At 71.4% G+C, this 25,773-nt stretch carries 19 protein-coding genes; 7 read left to right on the forward strand and 12 right to left on the reverse strand.

What is annotated here, in order from left to right:
* Nucleotides 1–108 precede the first annotated feature (108 nt).
* The 4 genes from ACZ5XZ_RS20250 to metH form a co-directional block, all read right to left on the reverse strand.
* Nucleotides 109–1,707 carry an ABC transporter substrate-binding protein gene (locus ACZ5XZ_RS20250; RefSeq protein ID WP_468979853.1) on the reverse strand — a complete coding sequence of 533 codons (1,599 nt, stop codon included), beginning with the start codon at nucleotides 1,705–1,707 and terminating at the stop codon, nucleotides 109–111.
* A 90-nt stretch (nucleotides 1,708–1,797) separates the two neighbouring features.
* A complete protein-coding gene (locus ACZ5XZ_RS20255) occupies nucleotides 1,798–3,405 on the reverse strand; it encodes an ABC transporter substrate-binding protein (protein WP_468979855.1) in 1,608 nt (535 codons plus the stop codon).
* Between the two features lie 362 nt (nucleotides 3,406–3,767).
* The gene (locus tag ACZ5XZ_RS20260) at nucleotides 3,768–4,481 is read right to left on the reverse strand and encodes an HAD family hydrolase (RefSeq protein WP_468979858.1); all 714 of its coding nucleotides are present in this window, start codon (nucleotides 4,479–4,481) and stop codon (nucleotides 3,768–3,770) included.
* Between the two features lie 212 nt (nucleotides 4,482–4,693).
* The gene (gene metH, locus ACZ5XZ_RS20265; RefSeq protein WP_468979860.1) at nucleotides 4,694–8,203 is read right to left on the reverse strand and encodes a methionine synthase; all 3,510 of its coding nucleotides are present in this window, start codon (nucleotides 8,201–8,203) and stop codon (nucleotides 4,694–4,696) included.
* Between the two features lie 261 nt (nucleotides 8,204–8,464).
* Between metH and ACZ5XZ_RS20270 the strand changes: the two genes are divergently transcribed.
* From ACZ5XZ_RS20270 to ACZ5XZ_RS20295, 6 genes are all read left to right on the forward strand, one after another.
* Nucleotides 8,465–9,229, forward strand: a complete 765-nt coding sequence (locus ACZ5XZ_RS20270) for an IclR family transcriptional regulator (RefSeq protein ID WP_468979862.1) — start codon at nucleotides 8,465–8,467, stop codon at nucleotides 9,227–9,229.
* Between the two features lie 228 nt (nucleotides 9,230–9,457).
* Nucleotides 9,458–10,246 carry an MIP/aquaporin family protein gene (locus ACZ5XZ_RS20275; protein WP_468979865.1) on the forward strand — a complete coding sequence of 263 codons (789 nt, stop codon included), beginning with the start codon at nucleotides 9,458–9,460 and terminating at the stop codon, nucleotides 10,244–10,246.
* Between the two features lie 54 nt (nucleotides 10,247–10,300).
* Nucleotides 10,301–11,845: a glycerol kinase GlpK gene (gene glpK, locus ACZ5XZ_RS20280; RefSeq protein WP_468979867.1), complete on the forward strand. Its 1,545-nt coding sequence runs from the start codon at nucleotides 10,301–10,303 to the stop codon at nucleotides 11,843–11,845.
* A 13-nt stretch (nucleotides 11,846–11,858) separates the two neighbouring features.
* Nucleotides 11,859–13,463 carry a glycerol-3-phosphate dehydrogenase/oxidase gene (locus ACZ5XZ_RS20285; protein ID WP_468979869.1) on the forward strand — a complete coding sequence of 535 codons (1,605 nt, stop codon included), beginning with the start codon at nucleotides 11,859–11,861 and terminating at the stop codon, nucleotides 13,461–13,463.
* Between the two features lie 214 nt (nucleotides 13,464–13,677).
* Nucleotides 13,678–14,718: a glycoside hydrolase family 18 protein gene (locus tag ACZ5XZ_RS20290; protein ID WP_468979872.1), complete on the forward strand. Its 1,041-nt coding sequence runs from the start codon at nucleotides 13,678–13,680 to the stop codon at nucleotides 14,716–14,718.
* Nucleotides 14,719–14,813: 95 nt separating this feature from the next.
* Nucleotides 14,814–15,485, forward strand: coding sequence for a FadR/GntR family transcriptional regulator (locus tag ACZ5XZ_RS20295; protein WP_468979874.1), 672 nt, complete (start codon nucleotides 14,814–14,816; stop codon nucleotides 15,483–15,485).
* Between the two features lie 32 nt (nucleotides 15,486–15,517).
* Here ACZ5XZ_RS20295 and ACZ5XZ_RS20300 read toward each other — a convergent pair whose 3' ends face one another.
* The 8 genes from ACZ5XZ_RS20300 to ACZ5XZ_RS20335 form a co-directional block, all read right to left on the reverse strand.
* Nucleotides 15,518–16,309, reverse strand: coding sequence for an SDR family oxidoreductase (locus ACZ5XZ_RS20300; protein WP_468979876.1), 792 nt, complete (start codon nucleotides 16,307–16,309; stop codon nucleotides 15,518–15,520).
* Between the two features lie 204 nt (nucleotides 16,310–16,513).
* Nucleotides 16,514–17,347 (reverse strand): amidohydrolase family protein, encoded by an 834-nt coding sequence (locus tag ACZ5XZ_RS20305; protein ID WP_468979877.1) that lies wholly within the window; start codon nucleotides 17,345–17,347, stop codon nucleotides 16,514–16,516.
* A 24-nt stretch (nucleotides 17,348–17,371) separates the two neighbouring features.
* Nucleotides 17,372–18,373 carry an aldo/keto reductase gene (locus ACZ5XZ_RS20310; RefSeq protein WP_468979880.1) on the reverse strand — a complete coding sequence of 334 codons (1,002 nt, stop codon included), beginning with the start codon at nucleotides 18,371–18,373 and terminating at the stop codon, nucleotides 17,372–17,374.
* 13 nt (nucleotides 18,374–18,386) lie between these two features.
* The gene (locus tag ACZ5XZ_RS20315; RefSeq protein ID WP_468979883.1) at nucleotides 18,387–19,421 is read right to left on the reverse strand and encodes an ABC transporter permease; all 1,035 of its coding nucleotides are present in this window, start codon (nucleotides 19,419–19,421) and stop codon (nucleotides 18,387–18,389) included.
* Entirely contained in the window at nucleotides 19,418–20,992 is a 1,575-nt protein-coding gene (locus ACZ5XZ_RS20320) for a sugar ABC transporter ATP-binding protein (RefSeq protein WP_468979884.1), read from the reverse strand. Before ACZ5XZ_RS20320 ends, ACZ5XZ_RS20315 begins: the two co-directional genes overlap by 4 nt.
* Nucleotides 20,992–22,023, reverse strand: a complete 1,032-nt coding sequence (locus tag ACZ5XZ_RS20325; protein WP_468979886.1) for a sugar ABC transporter substrate-binding protein — start codon at nucleotides 22,021–22,023, stop codon at nucleotides 20,992–20,994. The genes ACZ5XZ_RS20320 and ACZ5XZ_RS20325 overlap by 1 nt, the downstream gene beginning before the upstream one ends.
* A 63-nt stretch (nucleotides 22,024–22,086) precedes the next feature.
* The gene (locus ACZ5XZ_RS20330) at nucleotides 22,087–22,836 is read right to left on the reverse strand and encodes an SDR family NAD(P)-dependent oxidoreductase (protein ID WP_468980173.1); all 750 of its coding nucleotides are present in this window, start codon (nucleotides 22,834–22,836) and stop codon (nucleotides 22,087–22,089) included.
* A 74-nt stretch (nucleotides 22,837–22,910) separates the two neighbouring features.
* Nucleotides 22,911–24,266 carry an enolase C-terminal domain-like protein gene (locus tag ACZ5XZ_RS20335; RefSeq protein WP_468980176.1) on the reverse strand — a complete coding sequence of 452 codons (1,356 nt, stop codon included), beginning with the start codon at nucleotides 24,264–24,266 and terminating at the stop codon, nucleotides 22,911–22,913.
* A gap of 268 nt (nucleotides 24,267–24,534) precedes the next feature.
* Between ACZ5XZ_RS20335 and ACZ5XZ_RS20340 the strand changes: the two genes are divergently transcribed.
* Entirely contained in the window at nucleotides 24,535–25,623 is a 1,089-nt protein-coding gene (locus tag ACZ5XZ_RS20340; protein WP_468979888.1) for a PAC2 family protein, read from the forward strand.
* Nucleotides 25,624–25,773 lie beyond the last annotated feature (150 nt).

Consider the following 25,773-nt stretch of genomic DNA (forward strand, 5'->3'; position numbering starts at 1 on the left):
CCCCCCCCCCCCCCCCCCCCCCCCCCCCCCCCCCCCCCCCCCCCCCCCCCCCCCCCCCCCCCCCCCCCCCCCCCCCCCCCCCCCCCCCGCCGTGTGGGTGGCGTCCGGTCAGGCGACGGTGGACTTGCTGATCTCCCAGAACCGGAAGACGGTCGAGGAGTCCAGGGTCCATTCGAGGCCGGTGACGCCGTCACGGGCGACCGCGTACTGCTTGCCCTGCCAGATCGGGATGATCGGCACGTCCTTGGCGACGATGTCCTGCAGCTCCCGGAACGCGGCCTTGGTGGCGGCGCGGTCCTGCTGGTCGGCCGTCTTGGGCAGCAGCCGGCCGGTGATGTCGGAGGAGCTGTAGTTGTTGGACAGCACGCTGTCCTTGCCGAAGAACGGCTGGGTGAAGTTGTCGGGGTCCGGGTAGTCGGGGACCCAGCCCTTGACGTAGACGCCGAACCGGCCGTCGCGTACGCCCTTGTCGTAGTCCTCGGTGGGCACCGAGCGCACCTTGGCGTCGAACAGGCCGCTGGCGTTGAGCTGTTGGGCGATCTCCTGGAAGGCGGGGACGGTGCCCGGCCCGAAGCGGTCGGGGGTGGCCCACAGCGTGAGCGGCACCTTGCCGGTGAGGCCCGCGGAACGCAGCGCGGCCTTGGCCTTGTCGGGCTGCGGACGGTCGCCGTAGGTGTTGAAGAAGGAGGTGTTGTGGCCGGTGATGCCGGCCGGGACGACCGAGTAGAGCGGCTCGGCGGTGCGCTGGTAGACGTCCCGGACGAGCGTGGAGCGGTCCAGGAGGTAGGCGATCGCCTTGCGGACGCCCAGCTTGCCGGCGACCGGGTCCTTGACGTTGAAGACCAGGTGCATCACCTCGGCGCTGCCGCCCTCGATGACCTTGGTGCCGTGCTGCTGGTGCAGGGAGGCGCTGTCGAGGTGAGCGATGTCCTTCATGGACAGGCCTCGGTAGGCGAGGTCGACGTCACCGCTCTGGACGGCCTTCTTGAGCTTCTCGGGGGCGTTGAAGAACTTCACGGTCATCCCGGAGTTCTTGACCTTCGCCGGGCCCTTGTAGGAGTCGTTGACGGAGAAGACGGCCTGCTCGCGGCTGTACTGCTTGAGGGTGTAGACACCGGAGCCGGTGGCCTTGCCGTCGGTACGGAGCCGGTCGGCGGGGTACTGGGCGTGGTCGACGATGGAGCCGGCACCCGAGGCGATCTTCATGGGGAAGGTGGCGTCGGGCGTCTTCAGGCGGAAGACCACGGTCTTGGCGTCCGGCGTCTCGACCTTCTCCAGGGCGGAGAACATCACGGCGGGGCCGTTCTTGTCCTTGATGCGCTTGGTGCGGTCGAAGGAGTACTTGACGTCCTTGGACGTCAGCGCGTCACCGTTGCTGAAGGTCAGGCCGTCCTTGAGGGTGCAGCGGTAGACCTTGCTGTCGGTGTCGGTGAAGGAGCAGCTCTTGGCCGCCTCCGGCTCGGGGGTGGTGCCGCCCTTGGGGAAGCTCAGCAGGGACTGGAAGACGTTGTTGAACAACAGCCACGACCCGGGGTCGTAACCGGCTGCGGGGTCGGTGGCCACGACCTTGTCCGTCATTCCCATGACCACGGGCTCGCCGGTGCCGGCCGCTCCCGAGTCGTCCGTGCCGCACCCGGCGAGCGCGAGCAGAGCTGTTGCCAGCCCCGCTCCGATCGGGGCGGCCAGCCACTGGTCACGCTTCCTCACTAAAAGTCCTCACGATCTGGGTGGTGCCTGTCAGGCCGCGGCGGAAAAGGCCGCGGCGGGGGTTGTGCGGTGTGGTGCGGATCCGCCGGCTCAGTCGGCGACGCCGCGACCGAGCTCCCAGATCTGCAGCGTCGAGGAGGAGTTGAGGGCCCACTCGATGCCGGTGATGTCATCGCGGGCGGCGACGTACTGCTTGCCCTGCCAGAGCGGGAGGAGCGGTACGTCCTCGGCGATGATGTCCTGCGCCTGCTTGAAGTCGGCCGCGGCGGCGTTGCGGTCGGACTGCTGGCGACTGGACGGGATCAGCTGGGACTCGATCTTGGAGTTGCGGTACGGGGAGCCGAGGAAGTTCTGCTTGCCGATGAACGGCGCGACGTAGTTGTCGGCGTCCGGGATGTCGGGGAACCAGCCCATGTTGTAGACGCTGTACTTGCCGTCCAGCGAGTCGGTGCGGAACTGCTGCCAGCTGTCGACACCCTTGATGCTGACGTCGAACAGCTTGGTGCGGTTCAGCTGGCCCTGCAGCGCCCGGACCTCCTTGACGGTGCTGGAGCCGTAGTGGCCCGTGGTGTACGTCAGGGTGAACTTCACCGGGGTGGTGATGTTGGCCTGCCGCAGGGTCTTGCGGGCGGCCGCGGCGTTGGGGTTCCCGTACTTGTTGAAGAACGAGTTGATGTGGCCGGTGAGGCCGGTGGGGACCATCGAGAAGAGCGGGTCGCCGGTGTAGGAGTAGACGTTGCGCACCAGGTCCGAGCGGTTGATGAGCTGCGCCATCGCCTGCCGCACGGCCTTGTTGGAGACGACCGGGTCCTTGGTGTTGAAGGCGAGGTAGCGAATCTCCTGGCCGGGCATCTCCTGCAGCGCGATGTGCTGGTCGCGGGCCTTCTCCAGCCGCCTGACCTGGTCGGGCGACAGGCCGCGGTTCATCACGTCGACGGTGCCCTTGCGCAGCGCCCGCTCCGTGGCCGCGGAGTCGGTGAAGAAGCGCATCTCGACCTTGGCGTTCTTCACCTTCACCGCGCCCTTGTAGTCGGGGTTCTGGGTGAAGACGGCCTTGGTGACGCGGTTGCCGCTGCGCTCGATCTTGAGGGTGTACGGGCCGGAGCCGACCACGTCGAAGCCGCTGTAGAGGCGGCCCTTGGGGTACACCTCGGGGTCGACGATGGCCGCCGCGGGCGTGGTGAGCTTCTGCGGGAAGGTGGCGTCGGGCTTGTTGAGGTGGAAGACCACCTCGGTGTCACTGGGCGTCTCGACCTTGTCGATGCCCTCGAGCAGCGACACCGGACCATTGGTGTTGTCGATGGTCTTCATGCGCTCGATGGAGAACTTGACGTCCTGCGCCGTGAGGGCATGCCCGTTCGAAAACTTCAGGCCGCTGCGCAGCGTGCAGCGGAACTGCTCGTTCTGGGTGTCGCGGAACCCGCAGGACGAGGCCGCCTCGGGCACCGGCGCGGTGCCGCTGCGCGGCAGCCGCAGCAGCGTCTGGAGGGTGCCCTGCAGCACGTTCCAGGCGTCGATGTCGTAGGCCTGGGCCGGGTCGAGGGGCGCCGGGGCCGCCTTGGTGGCCTCGATGGGCGTGGCCACGCCCACGACGATCGGATCGCCGCCTTCGCCCGCGCCGTCGGTGCTTCCACAGGCGGCGAGAACGGGGGCTAGTAGACCGGCCAGCGCCGGCAGCACCAGGGTCTTGCGATTCATCGTGGGCAGGTTCCTTATCAGCGCAGCAGTGTTGCTCGCGACGACATTAGTAGGAACGGCCAGCCGCGCTGAGACACAAAGGAGTTGAAACGATATGGCACCTGGATAGCGATGCGGGGTGGTCGATATTCGGACGGCGGAACGTTTCGCGCGTTGCTCCACCAATCCGGACACTTACCCCCGTAGGAACCACCGAAGAGGGCCCCTGGAGCACCTGCCGGGCCCGCTGTCGACGGCCAGGAACGTGAGAAACGTCACGCGTTCAAGGAGCCGTGGCGATGCACCCATTCGGTCAGTGTATTCGTCACGGAAAATGAGCGGGCCGCTGCCCTCAGTTCCGTCGGGCTTTCCCGGTGACACGCTCAGTGCACGCCGTCACGGCTTTCCGTGATGAGCGCCCGGAGAAATGGCAGATCGACTTCTTCCAGCGAGCGGACGACCGTACGGCCGACGGCCGGCGGGATCGGTGTCACCGAGGGCACCGCGACGACCGGGCAGCCGGCCGCCTCCCCGGCCGCCACACCGGTCAGGGTGTCCTCGACGACGGCGCAGCGCGCGGGGTCCGCGCCCAGCCGCGCGGCGGCCGTCAGATACGGGTCGGGGTGCGGCTTGGTGCGCGCCAGGTCGTCGCCCGCGAGCGTCAGCCGGAAGTTCTCCGCGCCGAGCGAGTGCAGCATCTGATCGACGATGGCGCGGTGCGAGGCGGTGACCAGCGCCGTGGGAACGCCGTGGGCGGCCAGCTCGGCGAGCAGCCTGCGGGCGCCCGGCATCAGCGGCACGCCCCGCTGGATCCGGGACAGGAACGCGGCATTGAGCAGCACGCTGAGTTCGGGCAGGCTGATGTCGACGCCGGTGACCTGGATCAGGTAGTTGGCGCTGCGCGTCATCGGGCCGCCGACCACCACCTCGCGGTGGGTGTCGTCCAGGATGTGGCCCAGCTCGGCGAAGACCTGGGCCTCCGCCTCCCACCAGAACCCCTCGGTGTCGACGAGGGTGCCGTCCAGGTCCAGGAACACGGCCTGGAGGGTCGCGGCTTCGGCCGTTCGGGTGCCGACTGCGGGGATGCTGCTGGTCATCCGTCCACCTCCACTGCCACTGTCCCCGAAGGGACGAAAGGGCCGGTCGTCATCCCCGGCTGGGGGGAAACGACCGGCCGCTACCGGACCGACCAGTGTACGACGGTGTGCGCCGGAATGCGTGGTGACACAGGTCAGGGCCGTCGGGGAGATCCGGACGGCCCTGACCCGCTACGCGGCGTTGTCGTGCGCCTACTGCTGACTACCGCTTCCTACCGCGCGTTGAAGTACTTGGCCTCCGGGTGGTGGATCACGATGGCGTCGGTGGACTGCTCCGGGTGGAGCTGGAACTCCTCGGACAGCTCGACGCCGATCCGCTCCGGCCGCAGGAGGTCGGCGATCTTCGCGCGGTCCTCCAGGTCGGGGCAGGCCCCGTAGCCCAGGGAGAAGCGCGCACCGCGGTACTTGAGCGCGAACATGTCCTCGACGTCGTCGGGGTCCTCGCCGCCGAAGCCCAGCTCGGCCCGGACCCGGGCGTGCCAGTACTCGGCCAGCGCCTCGGCCAACTGGACGGACAGGCCGTGCAGTTCGAGGTAGTCGCGGTAGGAGTTGGCCTCGAACAGCTCGGCGGTGGCGCCGCCGATCTTGGAGCCGACGGTGACGACCTGCAGTCCGACGACATCGGTCTCGCCGGACTCCTCGGGGCGGAAGTAGTCCGCCAGGCACAGCCGCCGGCCGCGGCGCTGCCGCGGGAAGGTGAAGCGGGTGCGCTCGGTGCCGTCCTCGTGCAGCAGGATCAGGTCCTCGCCCTTGGACACGCAGGGGAAGTAGCCGTGCACGACGGCGGCTTCCAGGAGGTTCTCGGTCTGCAGCTTGTCGAGCCAGCCGCGCAGCCGGGGGCGGCCCTCGGTCTCCACCAGCTCCTCATACGTCGGGCCTTCGCCCGTACGCGCCTGCTTCAGGCCCCACTGCCCCTTGAAGAGCGCGCCCTCGTCCAGCCAGGAGGCGTACTCCTTGAGCTGGATGCCCTTGATGACGCGGGTGCCCCAGAACGGCGGGGTGGGCACGGGGTTGTCGACGGCGACGTCGGAGCGCACCGCGCCCTCGGGCTCCTGGACCTCCAGGACGGCGGTGTCCCGCTTGGGGACCCGGCGCTGCTTGAGCTCGGGGAGGGCGGCGCCCGGCACGCCGCGCTTGACGGCGATCAGGGCGTCCATCAGCCGCAGGCCCTCGAACGCGTCCCGGGCGTAGCGGACCTCGCCCTCGTAGATCTCGTGCAGGTCCTGCTCGACGTAGGCGCGGGTGAGGGCCGCGCCGCCCAGGATGACGGGGAAGTCGGCCGCCATCTTGCGCTGGTTGAGCTCCTCCAGGTTCTCCTTCATGATCACCGTGGACTTGACCAGGAGTCCGGACATCCCGATGACATCGGCCTTGTGCTCCTCGGCGGCCTCCAGAATGGCCGAGACCGGCTGCTTGATGCCGAGGTTGACGACGTTGTAGCCGTTGTTGGACAGGATGATGTCGACGAGGTTCTTGCCGATGTCGTGGACGTCGCCGCGGACGGTGGCCAGCACGATGGTGCCCTTGCCCTCGTCGTCGGACTTCTCCATGTGCGGCTCCAGGTGGGCCACCGCGGTCTTCATGACCTCGGCGGACTGCAGCACGAACGGCAGCTGCATCTGCCCGGAGCCGAACAGCTCGCCGACGACCTTCATGCCCTCCAGGAGGGTGTCGTTGACGATGTCGAGGGCGGGGCGGTCCTTGAGTGCCTCGTCGAGGTCGGCCTCCAGGCCGTTCTTCTCACCGTCGATGATGCGCCGCTGGAGGCGCTCCTCCAGGGGGAGGGCGGCCAGCTCCTCGGCCTTGCCGGCCTTCAGGGACTTGGCGGTGGCGCCCTCGAACAGCTCCATCAGCTTCTGCAGCGGGTCGTAGCCCTCGCTGCGCCGGTCGTAGACCAGGTCGAGGGCGACCTGGACCTGCTCCTCCTCCAGCCGGGCGATCGGCAGGATCTTCGAGGCGTGCACGATGGCCGAGTCCAGGCCGGCCTTGACGCACTCGTCGAGGAAGACGGAGTTGAGCACGATGCGGGCGGCCGGGTTGAGGCCGAAGGAGATGTTCGACAGGCCCAGGGTGGTCTGGACCTCGGGGTGGCGCTTCTTCAGCTCCCGGATGGCCTCGATGGTGTGGATGCCGTCCTTGCGGGACTCCTCCTGGCCGGTGCAGATGGTGAAGGTCAGGCAGTCGATGAGGATGTCGCACTCACGGATGCCCCAGTTGCCGGTCAGGTCGGCGATCAGCCGCTCGGCCACGGCCACCTTGTGCTCGACGCTGCGGGCCTGGCCCTCCTCGTCGATGGTCAGCGCGATCAGCGCCGCGCCGTGCTCGGCGGCCAGCGCGGTGACCTTCGCGAAGCGCGACTCGGGGCCGTCGCCGTCCTCGTAGTTGACGGAGTTGATGACCGCGCGGCCACCGAGCTTCTCCAGGCCGGCCTGGATGACGTTCAGCTCCGTGGAGTCCAGCACGATGGGCAGGGTGGAGGCGGTGGCGAACCGCCCGGCCAGCTCCTCCATGTCGGCGACGCCGTCCCGGCCGACGTAGTCGACGCACAGGTCGAGCATGTGGGCGCCCTCGCGGATCTGGTCGCGGGCCATCTCCACACAGTCGTCCCAGCGGCCCTCCAGCATCGCCTCGCGGAACTTCTTCGAGCCGTTGGCGTTGGTGCGCTCGCCGATCGCCATGTACGAGGTGTCCTGGCGGAAGGGCACGCTCTGGTAGAGGGAGGCGGCGCCCGGCTCGGGGCGCACCTGGCGGGTCGACGGGGTGACGCCGCGCACCCGCTCGACGACCTGTCGCAGGTGCTCCGGCGTGGTACCGCAGCAGCCGCCGACCAGCGCCAGGCCGTAGTCGGCGACGAAGGTCTCCTGGGCGTCGGCCAGCTCGCCGGGCGTGAGGGGGTAGTGGGCGCCGTTCTTGCCCAGCACCGGCAGGCCCGCGTTGGGCATGCAGGCGAGCGGGACGCGGGAGTGGCGGGACAGATAGCGCAGGTGCTCGCTCATCTCGGCCGGGCCGGTGGCGCAGTTCAGGCCGATCATGTCGATGCCCAGCGGCTCCAGGGCGGTCAGCGCGGCGCCGATCTCGGAGCCGAGGAGCATGGTGCCGGTGGTCTCGACGGTGACCGAGCAGATCACCGGGAGGTTCGTCCCGGTCGCCTCCAGGGCGCGGCGGGCGCCCAGGATGGCGGCCTTGGTCTGCAGCAGGTCCTGGGTGGTCTCCACCAGCAGCGCGTCCGCGCCGCCGGCGATCATGCCCTCGGCGTTCTGCTGGTAGGCGTCGCGCAGCGTGACGTAGGGGGCGTGACCGAGAGTGGGCAGCTTGGTGCCGGGGCCCATGGAGCCGAGGACGTAGCGCTGCTGGCCGGTGGAGGCGGTGAACTCGTCGGCGACCTCGCGGGCGATCCGGGCGCCGGCCTCGGACAGCTCGAAGACCCGCTCGGGGATGTCGTACTCCGCCATGGCGGCGAAGTTCGCGCCGAAGGTGTTGGTCTCCACACAGTCGACGCCGACCGCGAAGTACTCCTCGTGCACCGAGCGCACGATGTCGGGCCGGGTGACGTTGAGGATCTCGTTGCAGCCCTCCAGCTGCTGGAAGTCCTCCATGGTCGGATCCTGCGCCTGCAGCATGGTGCCCATAGCTCCATCCGCGACGACCACCCGCGTGGCGAGTGCCTCGCGGAGGGATTCGACGCGGGATGTGCTGATGGGCGATGGCGTGTTCGAGGCCATGGAGATGCTCCCGTGGTTGCGACGGCTGTCGGCTTTGCACCCTCCTTGAGAGGGCGCACCCGGCCAGCGTAGCTGCCGGTCCGGTACACGTGTTCCCCGTTTCACGCCGTGGACAGCACGGCACCACCCCCCTGTCGTGCACTATCCGCGATCGTTGGCAGACTCCGGTTCGCTCACAAAGAACAGCAGGTTCGCTGACCGAAGTCGGCATGGGCCGATATCGTTCAGCATTGTCGAACCGCATACCTCGGAGGTTGCCCGATGGCACGGACCATCCAGTCACTGGAGCGCGCCGCCGCGATGCTGCGGCTGCTCGCAGGGGGGGAGCGGCGGCTGGGGCTGTCCGACATCTCCTCCTCCCTGGGACTGGCCAAGGGCACCGCCCACGGGATCCTGCGCACGCTACAGCAGGAGGGCTTCGTCGAACAGGACGCCGTCTCGGGCCGCTATCAGCTGGGCGCGGAGCTGCTGCGGCTGGGCAACAGCTACCTGGACGTGCACGAGCTGCGGGCCCGCGCCCTGGTGTGGACCGACGACCTTGCCCGCTCCAGTGGCGAGGCGGTCTACCTGGGCGTGCTGCACCAGCAGGGCGCGCTGATCGTGCACCACGTCTTCCGCCCGGACGACAGCCGGCAGGTGCTGGAGGTGGGGGCGATGCACCCGCTGCACAGCACGGCGCTGGGCAAGGTGCTCTCCGCCTACGACCCGGTGGCGCACAGCGAGGTGGTCGAGGCGGACCGGAAGGCGTTCACGCCGCGCACGGTGACCGGGCTGGGGGACTTCGAGGGCCTGCTCGATCTGACCCGGGCGCGCGGCTGGGCGGCGGACGTGGAGGAGACCTGGGAGGGGGTGGCCTCGGTGGCCGCGCCGATCCACGACCGGCGGCGGATGCCGGTGGGCGCGGTGGGCGTCACGGGCGCGGTGGAGCGACTGTGCCGCGACGGCGAACTGCGGCCGGAAATCGTCGCTGCTGTGAGGGATTGCGCACGCGCGGTGTCCCGTGATCTTGGTGCAGGGCGATTCTGACCGGTTTTACCCGTTAAGTTCACCTAAGTTTTTGGCCAACGAACCCTTGACGGGGTTCTTACGGTGAACAAAACTGCCGTTCGTCGGTCGGCATTGTCGAACACCTAACGACAATATTCGCTATGGTGAGCATTGCCGCGGGACCGACCACCGCCCTCTCGGAGGGTGCGGACCACCGGAGGGACCCGGGGTTCGCCTTCCCCTGGACGAAGGACAAAGGAGTCGCGGGTGTCCAGCTCCGACATCTTCATCAGCGAGACCATCGGTACCGCTGTTCTGCTTTTGATGGGTGGCGGCGTCTGCGCCGCCGTTACGTTCAAGCGCTCCAAGGCGTTCAACGCCGGATGGGTCGCCATCACCTTCGGGTGGGGCTTCGCCGTCCTCACGGGTGCCTACATCGCCGCGAAGTCCGGCGCACACCTCAACCCCGCCGTCACACTCGGCCTCGCCATCAAGGGCGGCATCGAGTGGAGCCAGGTGCCGGTCTACCTGGCCGGCGAGCTGCTCGGCGCCATGATCGGCGCGGTGCTGGTGTGGATCGTCTACTACGGACAGTTCCGAGCGCATCTGACCGACCCCGAGGTGCTGGCGGACCACTCCAGCGAGGAGGGCCTGGTCGACCCGAAGGCCGCTCCCAAGGCGGGCCCGGTGCTCGGGATCTTCTCCACCGGCCCCGAGATCCGCAATGTCGCGCAGAACCTGGCCACCGAGATCATCGCCACCGTCGTGCTGGTGCTCTCGATCCTCACGCTCGGCCTGAGCGACAACGGCAAGGGCGTCGGCGTGATCGGCACGCTGATCGTGGCGCTGGTCGTCGTCGGCATCGGTCTGTCGCTGGGCGGCCCGACCGGATACGCCATCAACCCGGTCCGCGACCTCGGTCCGCGCATCGTGCACGCGCTTCTGCCGCTGCCGAACAAGGGCGGTTCAGACTGGGGCTACGCCTGGATTCCGGTCGTCGGCCCGCTGATCGGCGGGGCCATCGCCGGGGGCATCTACCAGCTGGCGTTCGCCTGAGCCGCCTGACCGCCCCGCCGCCCCGCCGCCCGCACAGACTTCTTGGAGCACACCATGAGCGACACCCACACCACCGCCTCCCACGGCCATGGGCCCTTCATCGCGGCCATCGACCAGGGCACGACGTCCAGCCGCTGCATCGTCTTCGACAAGGACGGCCGGATCGTCTCGGTCGACCAGAAGGAGCACGAGCAGATCTTCCCGAAGCCGGGCTGGGTCGAGCACGACGCCGCGGAGATCTGGACCAACGTCCAGCAGGTCGTCGACAGCGCCGTCGAGAAGGCGGGCATCACCGCCGCCGACGTCAAGGCCATCGGCATCACCAACCAGCGCGAGACCACCGTCCTTTGGGACAAGAACACCGGTGAGCCGGTCCACAACGCCATCGTCTGGCAGGACACCCGCACCGACGCGCTCTGCAAGGAACTCGGCCGCAACGTCGGCCAGGACCGCTTCCGCCGGGAGACCGGTCTGCCGCTGGCGTCGTACTTCGCCGGCCCGAAGATCCGCTGGCTGCTCGACAACGTCGAGGGCCTGCGCGAGCGCGCCGAAGCCGGCGACATCCTCTTCGGCACCATGGACTCCTGGGTCATCTGGAACCTGACCGGCGGTGTCAACGGCGGCCACCACGTCACCGACGTCACCAACGCCTCGCGCACCATGCTGATGAACCTGCACACCCTGGCGTGGGACGACAAGATCCTTCAGTCGATGGACATTCCGGCCGCCCTGCTGCCGGAGATCAGGTCCTCGGCCGAGGTCTACGGCCACTCCGCGGGCGGTGTGCTCGCCGGCGTCCCGGTGGCCTCCGCGCTCGGCGACCAGCAGGCCGCGCTCTTCGGCCAGACCTGCTTCGCCCAGGGCGAGGCCAAGTCCACCTACGGCACCGGCACCTTCATGCTGATGAACACCGGGCACGAGCCGGTCAACTCCTACAACGGGCTGCTGACGACCGTCGGTTACCGCATCGGCGACGAGCAGCCGGTCTACGCCCTGGAAGGCTCCATCGCCGTCACCGGTTCGCTGGTGCAGTGGATGCGCGACCAGATGGGGCTCATCAACAGCGCGGCCGAGATCGAGACCCTCGCCAGCACGGTCGAGGACAACGGCGGCGCCTACTTCGTCCCGGCCTTCTCCGGCCTGTTCGCCCCCTACTGGCGCTCGGACGCCCGCGGTGTCATCGCGGGCCTGACCCGCTACGTCACCAAGGCGCACATCGCGCGTGCCGTGCTCGAGGCCACCGCCTGGCAGACCCGCGAGATCACCGACGCCATGACCAAGGACTCCGGCGTCGACCTGACCGCGCTCAAGGTCGACGGCGGTATGACCTCCAACAACCTGCTGATGCAGACGATCTCGGACTTCCTGGACGCCCCTGTGGTGCGCCCGATGGTCGCCGAGACCACCTGCCTCGGCGCTGCCTACGCGGCCGGACTGGCCGTCGGCTTCTGGTCCAGCACCGACGAGCTGCGCGCCAACTGGCGCCGGGCCGCCGAATGGACCCCCCGCATGGAAGCGGCCACCCGTGACCGCGAATACAAGAGCTGGCTCAAGGCGGTCGAGCGGACCATGGGCTGGCTCGACGACGACGAGAGCTGACGAGGAGCACATCATGAGCACCCTGCAGAGCGTCCCGGCACTGGGGACGCACCCGGCCCACGGTTCGCACGCGAGCCGCGCCGAAACCCGGGAGCAGCTGTCCAAGGCGACGTACGACCTCCTGGTGATCGGCGGCGGCATCCTGGGCATCTCCACTGCCTGGCACGCCGCACAGGCCGGGCTGCGGGTGGCCCTGGTGGACGCCGGCGACTTCGCCGGCGCCACCTCCTCCGCCTCCTCCAAGCTGCTGCACGGCGGCCTGCGCTACCTGCAGACCGGCGCGGTGAAGCTGGTGGCGGAGAACCACTTCGAGCGGCGTGCGGTCTCCCGTGAGGTCGCACCGCACCTCGCCAACCCCCTGACCTTCTACCTGCCCGTCTACAAGGGCGGTCCGCACGGCGCGGCCAAGCTCGGCGCGGGCGTCTTCGCCTACTCCGCGCTGTCCGCGTTCGGCGACGGGGTCGGCCACGTCATATCTCCGGCCAAGGCGCAGCGCGACGTTCCGGAGCTGCGTACGGACAACCTCAAGGCCGTGGCCGTGTACGGCGACGACCAGATGAACGACTCCCGGATGGCCCTGATGACGGTCCGTGCGGCGGTCGCGGCCGGCGCCACGGTCCTCAACCACGCCGAGGTGAGCGGTCTGCGCTTCACCCAGGGCCGGGTCACCGGCGCGGAGCTCAAGGACCGGCTGGACGGCCAGGAGTTCGGCGTCAACGCCCGCCTGGTGCTCAACGCCACCGGCCCGTGGGTGGACCACCTGCGCAAGATGGAGGACCCCAACGCGGCCCCCTCCATCCGGCTGTCGAAGGGCGCGCACCTGGTCCTCAAGCGCACCGCTCCCTGGAAGGCGGCGCTGGCGACCCCGATCGACAAGTACCGCATCACCTTCGCCCTCCCCTGGGAGGACATGCTGCTGCTGGGCACCACGGACGAGGAGTACGAGGGCGACCCGGCGGACGTCGCGGTCAACGAGAAGGACACCGCCCAGATCCTGGACGAGGCCGCCTTCTCCATCCGCGACCAGCAGCTGTCCCGTGACCTGATCACCTACTCCTTCGCGGGCCTGCGGGTGCTGCCCGGTGGCCCGGGCGACACCTCCAAGGCCAAGCGCGAGACGGTCGTCACCGAGGGCAGCGGCGGCATGCTGTCGGTCGCCGGCGGCAAGTGGACGACCTTCCGGCACATCGGCCGTACGGTCATGAACAAGCTCGCCGAGCTGCCCGGCCACCCCCTGGCCGACGACATGGAGCCGATCGCGCACCTGCCGAAGAAGCTCCCGCTGCCCGGTATCGCCAACCCCAACGCGGTCGCGCACCGGCTGCTCGTCGACGGCGGCACGCCGGGTCCGCGGATGGCCCCGGAGACCGCGCGGCACCTGGCCACCCACTACGGTTCGCTCTCCTTCGACATCGCCCGGCTGGCGAACGACAACCCGGCACTGGCCGAGCGCATCCACCCGGACGCGCCGGAGATCTGGGCGCAGGTCGCCTACGCCCGGGACAACGAGTGGGCCGAGACGGTCGACGACGTGCTGCGCCGCCGTACGACCCTGATGATCCGCGGACTGGACACGGAGGACGTCCGGGCCAAGGTCAAGGACATGCTGGCGGGCTGACGCCGGCAGCGGGCGGACCTCGGCGGCCGACGGGCGGCCGAGGTCCCTCCCGGGCGTCGTACGTTCGGTGACGGTGGGGCGGTCCATGAGGGCCGCCCCACCGTCGTTTTCGCGTGCCGTCGCAGGCCGGGGCGGGTGCGGGGCCCCGGCGCGCGGTCACTGTCAGTGGCTGCTGCCATGATGTGCACCGGAAACATCAACGGGGGGATGGGCGATGGTTCGGCGACGATGGCGGCGCGCGGGGAAGTGGACGGCCTGGGCGGTCGCGGTGCTGGTCGTGCTGCCGGTGACGCTGGCGGTGACGGCGCTGCGCGCCCAGTACGCGGGGGCGGCCGCCCCCGAGACCACGACGCGGGGACGGGACGCCTTCTGGCTCGGGCACGCCTGGGTGGACGGGCGGCGGGACGCCTCCGATGTGGCCGCGCTGCGGCGGCGGATCGAGGGCACCGGAATCCGCGATCTGTACGTGCACGCCGGGCCGTTGGAGCACGACGGCACCCTGCCGCCGGCCCGCAGGGCCTACCCGCGGGCGCGGTGGCTGATCGCCGCGGTGCACCGCGAGCTGCCGTCGGTGCGGGTGCACGCCTGGCTGGGCGACCGGCTGGTGTACGAGAAGGGCAAGCGGGGCGGGCTGCGGCTGGCGGACGCCTCGGCCCGCGCGGCGATCGTGGCCAGCGCCCGCCAGGTGCTGTCGGACGGCTTCGCCGGGGTCCATCTGGACGTCGAGCCGCTGCACTCCGACAACCCCGACTACCTGCGGCTGCTGGACCGGCTCGGGCCCGCCGTCCACGACCGGGGCGGGATCCTGTCCGTGGCGGTCCATCAGATCGATCCGCTGCCGGGGCTGCACACGGTCACCGGGGCGGTGACCGGCCACCCCAAGTGGATATCCCAGCGGTTCTTCGGCCAGGTGGCGCGCCGCGTCGACCAGATCGCGCTGATGTCGTACGACACCGCCCTGCCGACCGAGGGTCTGTACGGCGGCTATGTGGCGCAGCAGACCCGGCTGGCGCTGGAGGCGACCGGGCCGCGCACCGATCTGCTGATGGGGCTGCCGTTCTTCCACACCGACGACATGGGCCATCACGCGTCGGCGGAAACGGTGCGGGCCGCCGTGCGGGGCATACGACTGGGGCTGAGCCGCGAGGATCCGGGCCGCCGGCGGTTCGGTACGGCGCTGTACGTCGATTTCACGGCCACGGAGGAGGACTGGGCGGCGTACGAGAGCGGCTGGGGACGGCGCGGCAGGCCATAATGGCCAGACATCGGATGTCTGAGCGGCATATCTGAGCGGGCAGCTGTGGGGTCGTCGGCGCGGACGACCGGGCGGAGACGAACGGGGAGGTCGGCATGGCGGTCACCGACGAGGCCATCGAGAAGATCAAGGGAATGATCCTCTCCGGCGCGCTGCGGCCCGGCGACCGGCTGCCGAAGGAGAGCGAGCTGGCGGCCGAGCTGGGCCTGTCCCGCAACTCGCTGCGCGAGGCGGTGCGCGCGCTCTCCCTCATCCGCATCCTGGACGTACGCCAGGGCGACGGCACCTACGTCACCAGCCTCGATCCGCAACTCCTGCTGGAGGCGATGAGTTTCGTGGTGGACTTCCACCGCGACGACACGGTGCTGGAGTTCCTCGCCGTCCGCCGGATCCTGGAGCCGGCCGCCACGGCGATGGCGGCCGGCCGGATCGCGACGGAGGAACTGGACGCGCTCCAGGCCCAGTTGGACGCGCTGGGGCCGGACCCTTCGGTGGAGGACCTGGTCGCCTGCGATCTGGAGTTCCACCGCGGGATCGTCGCGGCGTCCGGCAACTCCGTGCTCTGCTCGCTGCTGGACGGGCTGTCCGGGCCGACCACCCGCGCCAGGATCTGGCGCGGGCTGACCCAGAAGGACGCGGTGGCCCGCACCCTCACCGAACACCGCGCGATCCTCGCCGCGCTGCGCGACCGGGACGCGGAGGCGGCGCGGGCCTGGGCCACGGTGCACATCGCCAGCGTGGAGCAGTGGCTGCGGGCGTCCCTGTGACGTGAGCCGGGCCCCCGGCCCGCGCGGCCGCGTCAGACCGCGAATCCCCCGTCCACCGCGATCGAGGCACCCGTGATGTAGCGCCCGCCGTCGCCCGCCAGGTGGGCCACGGTCGCCGCGACGTCCTCGGCCCGGCCGTACGCGCCCAGCGCGGTCAGGGAGGCCTGCAGCTCCGCGCTGTCGCCGTCGGCCGGGTTCATGTCGGTGTCGATGGGGCCGGGGTGGACGAGGTTCGCGGTGATGCCCCGCGGTCCGAGCTCCTTGGCCAGGGTCTTGGTCAGGCCGGTGAGCGCGGCCTTGCTGGTGGCGTAGAGGGTGCCGCCGGGAAAGGCGACCCGCTCCGCCATGCAGCTGCCGATGGAGATGATCCGCCCGCCCTCGGCCAGATGCGCGGCCGCGGCCTGCGCCGCGAGGAACGGCGCCCGGACGTTGGTGCGCAGCACCCGGTCGACGTCCTCCAGCGAGATCCCCTCGAACGGCCCGAGCACACCGACCCCCGCGTTGTTCACCAGGATGTCCAGCCGCCCGAACCGCTCGACGGCGCCGGCCACCGAGGCCCACACCTCCTCCGCGTCACCGCTGTCGGCCCGTACCGCCCAGGCCCGCCCGCCGGACCGCTCGATCTCCTTGACGACCTGCTCGGCCCGGTCCGCCCGGCTCTGGTAGGTCAGGGCCACGGCCGCTCCGTCGGCGGCCAGCCGCAGCCCGATCGCCTCGCCGATCCCCCGGCTGCCGCCGGTCACCAGCGCCACCTTGCCGGTGAGCGGCCGGCTGCCGCCCTGCGCCGCCGCGGTCTTCGTCCGCGCCATCACCTGTGCCGTCATCGTCGTCACCCGTCGCTCTCGTCTCGGTCGGTGGAGTCGCCCGGCGCCCGTGGACCCGTAGATCCTTCGGGGCGCCGCGCTCTCCGGTACGACTCGATCCTGCGGCCCGGCCGGATCCGAAGCTGGCGGAATCCGGACGGCGACCCGGCGGCCCGTGGAGCCCGGCGCCCGCGCCCCGGCCGCGGGCCCGTCCCTCCCCCGCGGCTATGCCACCGTGACCCCGTACACCCGCCCCGCCGTCCCCCCGAAGACGGCCGAGCGCTCCGCCGCGCCGAGCCGGCAGGTGACCGACTCCGCGAGCGCGACGACGTCCTCGTAGCCGGCGGCCAGGGTGCACACCGGCCAGTCGGAGCCGAACATCACCCGGTCGGGGCCGAACGCCTCCAGCACATGCCGGGCGTAGGGCAGGATCTGCTGCGGTCGCCAGGCGTCCCAGTCGGCCTCGGTGACCAGCCCGGACAGTTTGCAGCTGACGTTCGGCAGCCCGGCCAGCGCGGTGATCGCGGCCGCCCACGGCTGCCACTCCCCCCGCGCCACCGCCGGTTTCGCGGCATGGTCCAGGACGAAGGACAGCTGCGGCAGCGCGCGTACGGCGGTGTGCGCGGCCGGCATCTCGCGCGGGGTGACCAGCAGGTCGTAGACGAGTCCGGCGTCGGCCAGCACGCCCAGGCCGCGCAGCACGTCGGGGCGGATGAGCCAGTCGGGGTCCGGTTCGTCCTGGACCTGGTGGCGGATGCCGACCAGACCGGCGGGCGGCTCGGCGAGGACCTCGCCGAGCGCCGGATCGGTCAGATCGGCCCAGCCGACGACGCCCGCCACCGGCCCCTGGTCCGCCCCGACGGCGAGCAGTTCGGCGGTCTCCTCGTAGCAGGACGACGACTGGACCAGGATGGTGCCGCCGACGCCGTGCTCGGTCAGATGCGGGGTGAGGTCGCCCAGTGCGTAGCTGCGGCGGATCGGGTCGGCCCAGGGCCCGTCCATCCACGGCTGCTCGCGCCGGGTCAGGTCCCACAGGTGGTGATGGGCGTCGATACGCATCAGGGGCGCGCTCCCGGGTCGGCGTCACTCGTTCAGGGGCAGCGGCAGATCGGGGTCGAGCAGGCCGCGGGCGACGAGCGTATGCCACAGCTCGTCGGGGATGTCCCGGGTGAACAGGGCGGCGTTCTCGGCCATCTCCCGGGGTGTGGCGGCGCCGACGACGGCCGCGGCCACGGCCCGGTGCCCGAAGGGGAAGCGGAGCGCGGCGGCCTTCAGCGGCACCTCGAACCGGTCGCAGACCGCGGCGAGTCGACGTGCCCGGACGAGCAACCCGGCAGGCGCGGGGGCGTAGTCGTACGGCGCGCCGGGTGACGGGTCGGCGAGCAGGCCGGAGTTGTAGACCCCGCCGACGACCACCGAGGTGCCGCGCCGTGCGCACACCGGCAGCAGATCGTCGAGGGCGGTGCGCTCCAGCAGCGTCCAGCGGCCGGCGCAGAGCACCACGTCCACGTCGAGGTCGGCGACCAGGCGGGCCAGCACCCCGCTGTGGTTCATGCCGAACCCGATGGCGCGCACGATCCCCTGCGCGCGCAGTGCGGCCAGGGCCGGGAAGCCAGTCTCGTACACCTCGCGCAGATGGTCCTCGACATCGTGCAGATAGACGATGTCGACGGCGTCCACGCCGAGGCGCTCCAGGGAGGCCTCCAGCGTGGCCCGGATGCCGTCCCGGGTGAAGTCCCATGCGCGGGCCCGGGCGGGGGTGTCCACGAAGCCCTCACCGGCCGTCCGCTCGCCCGGCGCGAGCGGCCGCAGCCTGCGGCCGACCTTGGTGGAGAGGGTGTAGGTGGCGCGGTCGTGGCCCCGTAGCGCCCGGCCGAGCCGCTCCTCGGACAGACCGAGGCCGTAGTGGGGTGCGGTGTCGAAGTAGCGGGCGCCGGCGGCGAGAGCGGTACGTACGACGCCCTGGGCCTGCTTCTCCTCAAGGGCGCGGTAGAGGTTGCCGAGCGGTGCGCAGCCCAGGCCCAGGGGCGGGACGCGGACCCCGGAGCGCCCCAGCTCCCTGGGCCCGTACGGCGGAGGGCGCATGGCGGCGTCCCCCTCAGTCCTGCTTCTCGCCGCTGGTGAAGCGGGAGATGACCAGCGCGACGATGATGATCATGCCGTTGAGGAACTGGGTCCACAGCGGGGGCACGCCGCCCAGCGTCATGACGTTGATGACCAGCTGGAGGGTCAGGACACCGGTGAGCGCGCCGAAGAGGGTGCCCCGGCCGCCCTTGAGGCTGATGCCGCCGATCACCGCGGCGGCGAACACCTGGAAGATCCAGCCGTTGCCCTGGCTCGCGGAGACCGCGCCGTAGTGCCCGGTGTAGAGGATGCCCGCGAAGGCGGCGAGCACCCCGCCGACGGCCAGCACGATCCAGGTGATCCGGTCCACCCGTACGCCTGCCGCGCGGGCCGCCTCCGGGTTGCCGCCGATCGCGTACAGCGCCCGGCCGTGCCGGAGGTAGCCCAGGGCCGCGCCGCCGAGCGCGAAGAGGGCGAGGCAGATCCAGACGGCGGCCGGCACACCCAGCCAGTCGGCCTTGCCCAGATAGGCGAAGGACTCCGGGACGTCGCCGATGGACCGGCCCTCGGAGATGCCCACTTGCAGGCCGCGCAGCATGGTGAGCATGCCGAGGGTGGCGATGAATCCGTTGACCCGGAGGGTGAGGACGAGGAAGCCGTTGGCGGCGCCGACCGCCGCGCCCACGGCCAGGCACAGCGGGATCGCCGTCCAGGCGGGGAGCAGCTCCAGCCCGGCGAACCGGGCGCCGTGCGCGGGCATCACCAGCCACAGCGCGAGCACCGGCGCCAGGCCGATGGTGGACTCCAGCGACAGGTCCATCCGCCCGCTGATCAGGACCAGCGCCTCGCCGAGCACCAGCAGGCCCAGCTCCGTGGACTGCTGGACGACGCCGACGAGGTTGTCCCGGGTCAGGAACGCCGGCGAGACGACGAAGCCGATGACGCCCAGCACGAGGATCACCGGCACCAGGGAGAAGTCCCGCCAGCGGGCCGGATCGATCCGGGGCCGGCGGCGCACCGGCGGGGTGCCCGCCACGTCGCCGGCCGGTGGCGAGACGGTCTCGGTCATGGTGCGGTCCCTTCCGTGTCCTGGGTGGTCTCCTGGGCGCCGTCCCCGGTGGTCCGCCGGCCGCCTTCGCCGCCCACGCCCTCCATGGCGGCGACCAGTTCACGGTCGTGCCAGCCGCGGCCGAACTCGGCGGTCACCCGGCCGTGGAAGACGGCCAGCACCCGGTCGCAGACCCGCAGATCATCCAGCTCGTCGGAGACCAGCACGACACCGCTGCCGCCGTCCGCGACCTGACGTACGACGCCCAGCAGCGCGTCCTTGGACCTGACGTCCACTCCGTTGGTGGGCCGGACGGCGACCAGCACCGCCGGGTCGCGGGCCAGCGCACGGGCGATCACGACCTTCTGCTGATTGCCGCCGGAGAGCCCGGACACCACCTGGCCGGGTCCGGTCGTCCTGATGTCCAGCGAGGCGATCATCCGGCGGGCGAACTCGCGGGTCCTGGAGGGCAGTACGGTCCCCATCGGCCCCAGCCGGCCGGCGACGGTCAGGGTGGCGTTCTCGGCGACGCTGCGCCCTGGGACGAGCCCCTCGCGGTGCCGGTCCTCGGGGACGTAGCCGATGCCCGCGTCGAGGGCGTGCGGCACGCTGCCGGTACGCACCGGGCGTCCGCGCACCGCGATCCGGCCCGCGTCCGGGGCGCGCAGCCCGGCCAGGGTCTCGCCGATCGCGGTGTTCCCGCTGGCCGCGGCGCCCGCGAGCCCGACCACCTCACCGGCCCGTACGGTCAGGTCCAGCGGCGCGAAGTGCCCGTCCACCGCGAGTCCTTCGGTGCGCAGCACCGGTTCCCCGGCACGGCGCCCGGTCGTCCGCGGCCGGTGCCTCGCGCCCGCGGCCTCCCCCGTCATCGCGGCCACCAACTCGTCCTTCGCCAGGTGCCGGACGGGCGCGGTCAGCACATGCCGGGCGTCACGGAGGACGGTGACGGTGTCGCACAGCTCGTAGACCTCCTGCAGATGGTGCGAGATGAACACGAAGGCCACCCCCTGGGCGCGCAGGGAGCGCAGCTTGCCGAAGAGGCGGTCGATGCCGCCGGCGTCGAGGCGGGCGGTGGGTTCGTCCAGGACGATCAGCCGGGCGCCGAAGGACAGCGCGCGGGCGATCTCCACGAACTGCCGCTGCTCGACGCCGAGTGCGCGGATCCGGGCGGCCGGGTCGGCCTCGACGCCGTATTCGGCGAGCAGCCGGCCGGCCCGCTCGCGCAGCGCCCGCCAGCGGATGACCCGCTCGCCCTGGTAGCGGCCCAGGTAGAGGTTCTCCGCGACGGTCAGGTCCGGCACGGTCATCGACTTCTGGTAGACGCAGGCGACCTTGCGCTGCCAGGCGGCGGTGTCGCCCCGGCCGGGCGCCGGCTCCCCACCGAAGGTGACGTGGCCGGCGTCCGGGCGCTGCATGCCGGTCAGCACGGACACCAGGGTGGACTTGCCGGCGCCGTTGCGGCCGACGAGGGCGTGCGCCTCGCCGGGCCGTACGGTCAGGTGGGCGCCGTCGAGGGCGACGGTGGGACCGTAGCGCTTGACGATGTGCTCGGCGTGTACGGCGGCCGTCCGGTCGTGGGTCGCGGCGGCCACTACGTGTTCTTCTCCAGCTGGTTGGCCCACAGCTTCTCGTCGTCGACGTTGTCCTTGGTGACCAGGGGTGCCGGCAGCTGGTCCTCCAGGCCGTTGTCGATCTTCACGATGGTGGAGCCGTGGCCGGTCGGTCCGGGCGTGAAGGTCTTTCCGCGCAGCCCCGCCTTGGCGTAGTACAGCGCGTACTTGGCGTAGAGGTCGGCGGGCTGGGAGAGGGTGGCGTCGATCGTGCCGGCGCGGATCGCGTCCAGCTCGTCCGGTATGCCGTCGTTGGAGACGATGGTGAGGTGCCCGGCGGTGCCGGCCGGCTTCAGGAGCTTCTTCTGCTCCAGGAGGGCGAGGGTCGGCCGCAGGAAGGCGCCGCCGGCCTGCAGGTAGATGCCGTCGATGTCGGGGTGCTGGGCGAGCAGGCTCTGCAGCTTGGCGGAGGCGACCTCGCCCTTCCAGTCGGTGGCCAGCTCATGCACGATGATCTTCGGGAACCTCCGCTTCATGCAGGACGCGAAGGCCGCGGAGCGGTCCCGCCCGTTGATGGAGCTGAGGTCGCCCTGGAGTTCGGCGACCCGGCCCCGGCCGCCGAGCCGCCTGCCGAGGTACGCGCAGGACTTCTCCCCGTAGGCGCGGTTGTCGGCGCGGACGACCATGTAGACCCTGCCCTCGTCGGGTCGGGTGTCCACGCTCACCACGGGGATCTTCTTCTCCTCCAGGCGCCGCAGTTCGGCGGCGATGGCGCCGGTGTCCTGCGGGGCCATCACGATCGCCCTGGCGCCCTGGTCGGTCAGCGCCTGGACGTTGGAGACGACCTTGGCGATGTCGTTCTGCGAGTTGGACAGCGGCAGCGCGGCCGGGCCGCCGTGGTCCAGGTCCCTTTCGAGGTACTGCTGGTAGGAGTTCCAGAAGTCGGTGTCCGTGCGGGGCAGGTCGATGCCGATCCGGCCGCCCGCGGTGTCGCCGCCGCGGTTGCAGCCGGCGAGCGCGGCGGTGGCGAGCAGCGCGGCACAGGCCGCCGCGCCGGTCGTACGCAGTCTCATGGTGGTCCCTCGGTCGCGGTGTGCGGAATGCCCCCACCCGGGGTGCGGGTCGACGAGCCGGTGTCAGGTGGCGGGCCGCAGCCGCAGCCCCTGCATCCCCCCGTCCACGGCGAGGGCGGTCCCGGTGATGCCGGAGGCGGCCGGGGAGGCCAAGAAGGCGATGGCGGCGGCGACTTCGCCGGCGGTGACCATGCGGCCCATGGGCTGGCGGGCGTGGAGGGCGGCGCGTTCGGCGGCCGGGTCGTCGGCCCGGTCCAGCAGCCGGCCGACCCACGGGGTGTCGGCGGTGCCCGGGTTGACGCAGTTGACGCGGATGCCCTCGCGGACGTGGTCGGCGGCCATCGCGAGGGTCAGCGACAGCACCGCGCCCTTGCTGGCGCTGTACAGGGCGCGTTGGGGCAGGCCCGCGGTGGCGGCGATGGAGCAGGTGTGGGTGATGGAGGCCCGGCCGGGGACCGCGGCGGCGCTGCGGCGCAGATACGGCAGCGCGGCCCGCGCGGTGCGCACCAGGCCCAGTACGTTCACGTCCAGGACCCGGCTCCACTGCGCGTCGTCGTTGTCCTCGACGGTGCCGACGGCGCCGATGCCCGCGTTGCCGACCAGGGTGTCCAGGGCGCCCAGCCGCCCCACGGCTTCCTCGACGGCGGCCCGTACGGCGGCGTCGGAGGTGACGTCGGCCGTGACGGGGACCGTCCCGGCGGGCGCCCCGGCCGGGTCCAGGTCCAGCACCGCGACCCTGGCGCCGCGCGCCAGCAGCAGGGCGGCGGTCGCCGCCCCGATGCCGGAGCCGCCGCCGGTGACGAGGGCGGCCATGCCCGCGAAGTCGGCCGGCGGGGAGCCGGTGCGCGCTGCGGCGCCGGTGGCGGGGCACAGTTCGCTGTGCTCGCTCATACGGAGACCTCCTGCTCGCCGTGGTGCGGATGCGGTCCGTGCTGGCCGCGGCCGTGCCGGCGGGCGCGCCATACGGGCCCGTCGGGGAAGCGGTGGGCGGCGATCGAGCCGGGCTTCATCCGGGCCGAGAAGCCGGGCGCGGTCGGGGCGCGGTAGCGGCCGCGGTCGAGGACGACCGGGTCGGTGAAGTGGTCGTGCAGATGGTCGACGTACTCGATGACCCGGTCCTCCCAACTCCCCGAGACCGCCACGTAGTCGAACATCGCCAGATGCTGCACCAGCTCGCACAGGCCCACCCCGCCCGCGTGCGGGCAGACCGGCACGCCGTACTTCGCGGCCAGCAGCAGGATCGCGAGGTTCTCGTTGACCCCCGACACCCGCGCCGCGTCGATCTGGACGAAGTCCACGGCGCCGGCCTGCAGCAGCTGCTTGAAGACCACCCGGTTGGCGACGTGTTCACCGGTGGCGACCTTCACGGGCTGCCCGGAGCGCACTGCGGCGTGCCCCAGCACGTCGTCCGGGCTGGTCGGCTCCTCGATCCAGTGCGGGGTGTACGGCGCGAGGGCGGTCATCCAGCGGACCGCCTCGGCCACGTCCCAGCGCTGGTTGGCGTCGACCGCGATCCGTACGCCGGGGCCGACGGCGTCCCTGGCCAGCCGCATCCGCCGCTTGTCGTCGTCGAGGTCGGCGCCGACCTTCAGCTTGATCTGGCCGAAGCCGTCGGCCACCGCCTCCTTGGCGAGCCGTACCAGCTTGGTGTCGTCGTAGCCGAGCCAGCCGGGCGAGGTGGTGTACGCGGGGTAGCCCTCGGCCTTGAGGCGGGCGGCGCGCTCGGCGCGGCCGGGTTCGGCGGCGCGCAGGAGGGCCAGTGCCTCGTCGGGCGTCAGGGCGTCGGAGAGGTAGCGGAAGTCGACGAGCGCGACCAGCTCTTCGGGGGTCAGTCCGGCGAGGTACTCCCACACCGGCAGGCCCGCCCGGCCGGCGGCCAGGTCCCAGGCGGCGTTGACCACGGCGCCGGCCGCCATCTGCGTCACGCCCTTGTCGGGGCCGAGCCAGCGCAGCTGCGAGTCGTGGGTGAGGTCGTGGTGCAGGGCGGCGAGGCCGGCGGGGGTGGCGGGGACGGGGCGGCCGACGACGTACGGCGCCAGCGACCGGATCGCGGCGGCCATGACATCGTTGCCGCGGCCGATGGTGAAGCAGAGGCCGTGTCCCGGTGGCCCGCCGTCGGTGTGCAGGACCACGTAGGCGGCGGAGTAGTCGGGGTCCGGGTTCATGGCGTCCGAGCCGTCGAGCCGCTCCGAGGTGGGGAAGCGGACGTCATGGACCTCCAGCTCGGTGACGGTGTCGGTCACGGCCATGCGCATGCCCCCTGAGATGTTGCAGAAGAACATCGGACCTTTCTCGGTCATCCGATGTATAGACCCGCCCGCGAGACTGCGTCCAGACCCCGTACGGAAGTTGAGCGAACGACACTGGTGACAGGTCGGATGAATCAGCACCGGTTCTTGCAGAGGGGCTGCGGAGGGGCACCACACACGCCGTAGTCTTGGTGACGCACGCAATGGAACTGCTGCCGGCGGCCGCCCCCACACGGCCCAACCGGTCGGAAGGAGGCGCTGGGTGATCGAGCTCGAGGGGGTGCCCGAGCTGATCGACCCGGTCATGGTGGCCGCGTTCGAAGGCTGGAACGACGCCGGCGACGCCGCCTCCGCCGCGGTCGCACATCTGGACCGGGAGTGGAAGGGCGAGGTCTTCGCCGCACTGGACGCCGAGGACTACTACGACTTCCAGGTGAACCGCCCCACCGTCTTCCTGGACGGCGGGGTACGCAAGATCACCTGGCCGACGACCCGGCTCTCCGTCGTCCGCGTCGGCGATGCGAACGGCAAGGGGCGGGCGCGCGATCTGGTCCTGGTCCGCGGGATCGAGCCCAGCATGCGCTGGCGCTCGTTCTGCAACGAAATCCTCGGTTTCGCCCATGAGTTGGGCGTGGAGATGCTGGTGGTGCTGGGCTCACTGCTCGGCGACACCCCGCACACCCGCCCGGTGCCGGTCAGCGGGGTCACCTCCGACGCGGACCTCGCGCGCCGGCTGGACCTGGAGGAGTCGCGCTACGAAGGCCCGACGGGCATCGTCGGCATCCTCCAGGAGGCGTGCACCCACGCGGGCGTCCCCGCGGTGAGCCTGTGGGCCGCGGTGCCGCACTACGTCTCCCAGCCGCCCAACCCCAAGGCCAGCCTCGCCCTGCTCAACCGCCTGGAGGATCTGCTGGACATCAGCATCCCGCTCGGCGAGCTGAGCGAGGACGCGCGCGCCTGGCAGTTGGGCGTGGACCAACTGGCGGCCGAGGACAGCGAGGTCGCCGAGTACGTCCAGTCGCTGGAGGAGGCCCGGGACACGGCGGATCTGCCGGAGGCGTCCGGCGAGGCCATCGCCCGCGAGTTCGAGCGCTATCTGCGCCGCCGCGACCCGCAGGCCGGCCCCGGCGTGGCGTCCGAGGGCGGGCTCGGCGACAGCCGCGACAGCTCCTACCTCCGCGACACCACCAGCGGACGCACCCGGCCGCCGCGGCCGGTGTCCAAGGAGCCGCGGGAGCCGAAGGACACGGGCGGCGACAAGGGGTCCCCGGGCGCGCCGGGCCCCACCACCGACGCGGACTCCGCCGACGGCGGGAAGCCGGAGGACGGGCCGGAGGACGGCGGCCGCTGACACCGCGGCCCCGGCCCCGGCGTCCCGCGCCGTGCGGCCACGGGAAAGGGGGGGGGTGTGGGGGGGGGGGGGGGGGGGATAGGGGGGGGAGGGGCGGGGGGGTGGTGTGAGACGTGGAAAGGGGGGTGGTGGGGGGGAGGGGGGTGACGG

Source organism: Streptomyces sp. NPDC033270 (assembly GCF_055576575.1).

Coding starts and splice junctions, on each gene's coding strand:
- ACZ5XZ_RS20285 (WP_468979869.1), top strand. CDS start 11,859: ATGAGCACCCTGCAGAGCGTCCCGGCACTGGGGACGCACCCGGCCCAC.
- glpK (WP_468979867.1), top strand. CDS start 10,301: ATGAGCGACACCCACACCACCGCCTCCCACGGCCATGGGCCCTTCATC.
- ACZ5XZ_RS20325 (WP_468979886.1), bottom strand. CDS start 22,023: ATGAGACTGCGTACGACCGGCGCGGCGGCCTGTGCCGCGCTGCTCGCC.
- ACZ5XZ_RS20310 (WP_468979880.1), bottom strand. CDS start 18,373: ATGCGCCCTCCGCCGTACGGGCCCAGGGAGCTGGGGCGCTCCGGGGTC.
- ACZ5XZ_RS20330 (WP_468980173.1), bottom strand. CDS start 22,836: ATGGCCGCCCTCGTCACCGGCGGCGGCTCCGGCATCGGGGCGGCGACC.
- ACZ5XZ_RS20315 (WP_468979883.1), bottom strand. CDS start 19,421: ATGACCGAGACCGTCTCGCCACCGGCCGGCGACGTGGCGGGCACCCCG.
- ACZ5XZ_RS20290 (WP_468979872.1), top strand. CDS start 13,678: ATGGTTCGGCGACGATGGCGGCGCGCGGGGAAGTGGACGGCCTGGGCG.
- ACZ5XZ_RS20255 (WP_468979855.1), bottom strand. CDS start 3,405: ATGAATCGCAAGACCCTGGTGCTGCCGGCGCTGGCCGGTCTACTAGCC.
- metH (WP_468979860.1), bottom strand. CDS start 8,203: ATGGCCTCGAACACGCCATCGCCCATCAGCACATCCCGCGTCGAATCC.
- ACZ5XZ_RS20270 (WP_468979862.1), top strand. CDS start 8,465: ATGGCACGGACCATCCAGTCACTGGAGCGCGCCGCCGCGATGCTGCGG.
- ACZ5XZ_RS20260 (WP_468979858.1), bottom strand. CDS start 4,481: ATGACCAGCAGCATCCCCGCAGTCGGCACCCGAACGGCCGAAGCCGCG.
- ACZ5XZ_RS20295 (WP_468979874.1), top strand. CDS start 14,814: ATGGCGGTCACCGACGAGGCCATCGAGAAGATCAAGGGAATGATCCTC.
- ACZ5XZ_RS20305 (WP_468979877.1), bottom strand. CDS start 17,347: ATGCGTATCGACGCCCATCACCACCTGTGGGACCTGACCCGGCGCGAG.
- ACZ5XZ_RS20300 (WP_468979876.1), bottom strand. CDS start 16,309: ATGACGGCACAGGTGATGGCGCGGACGAAGACCGCGGCGGCGCAGGGC.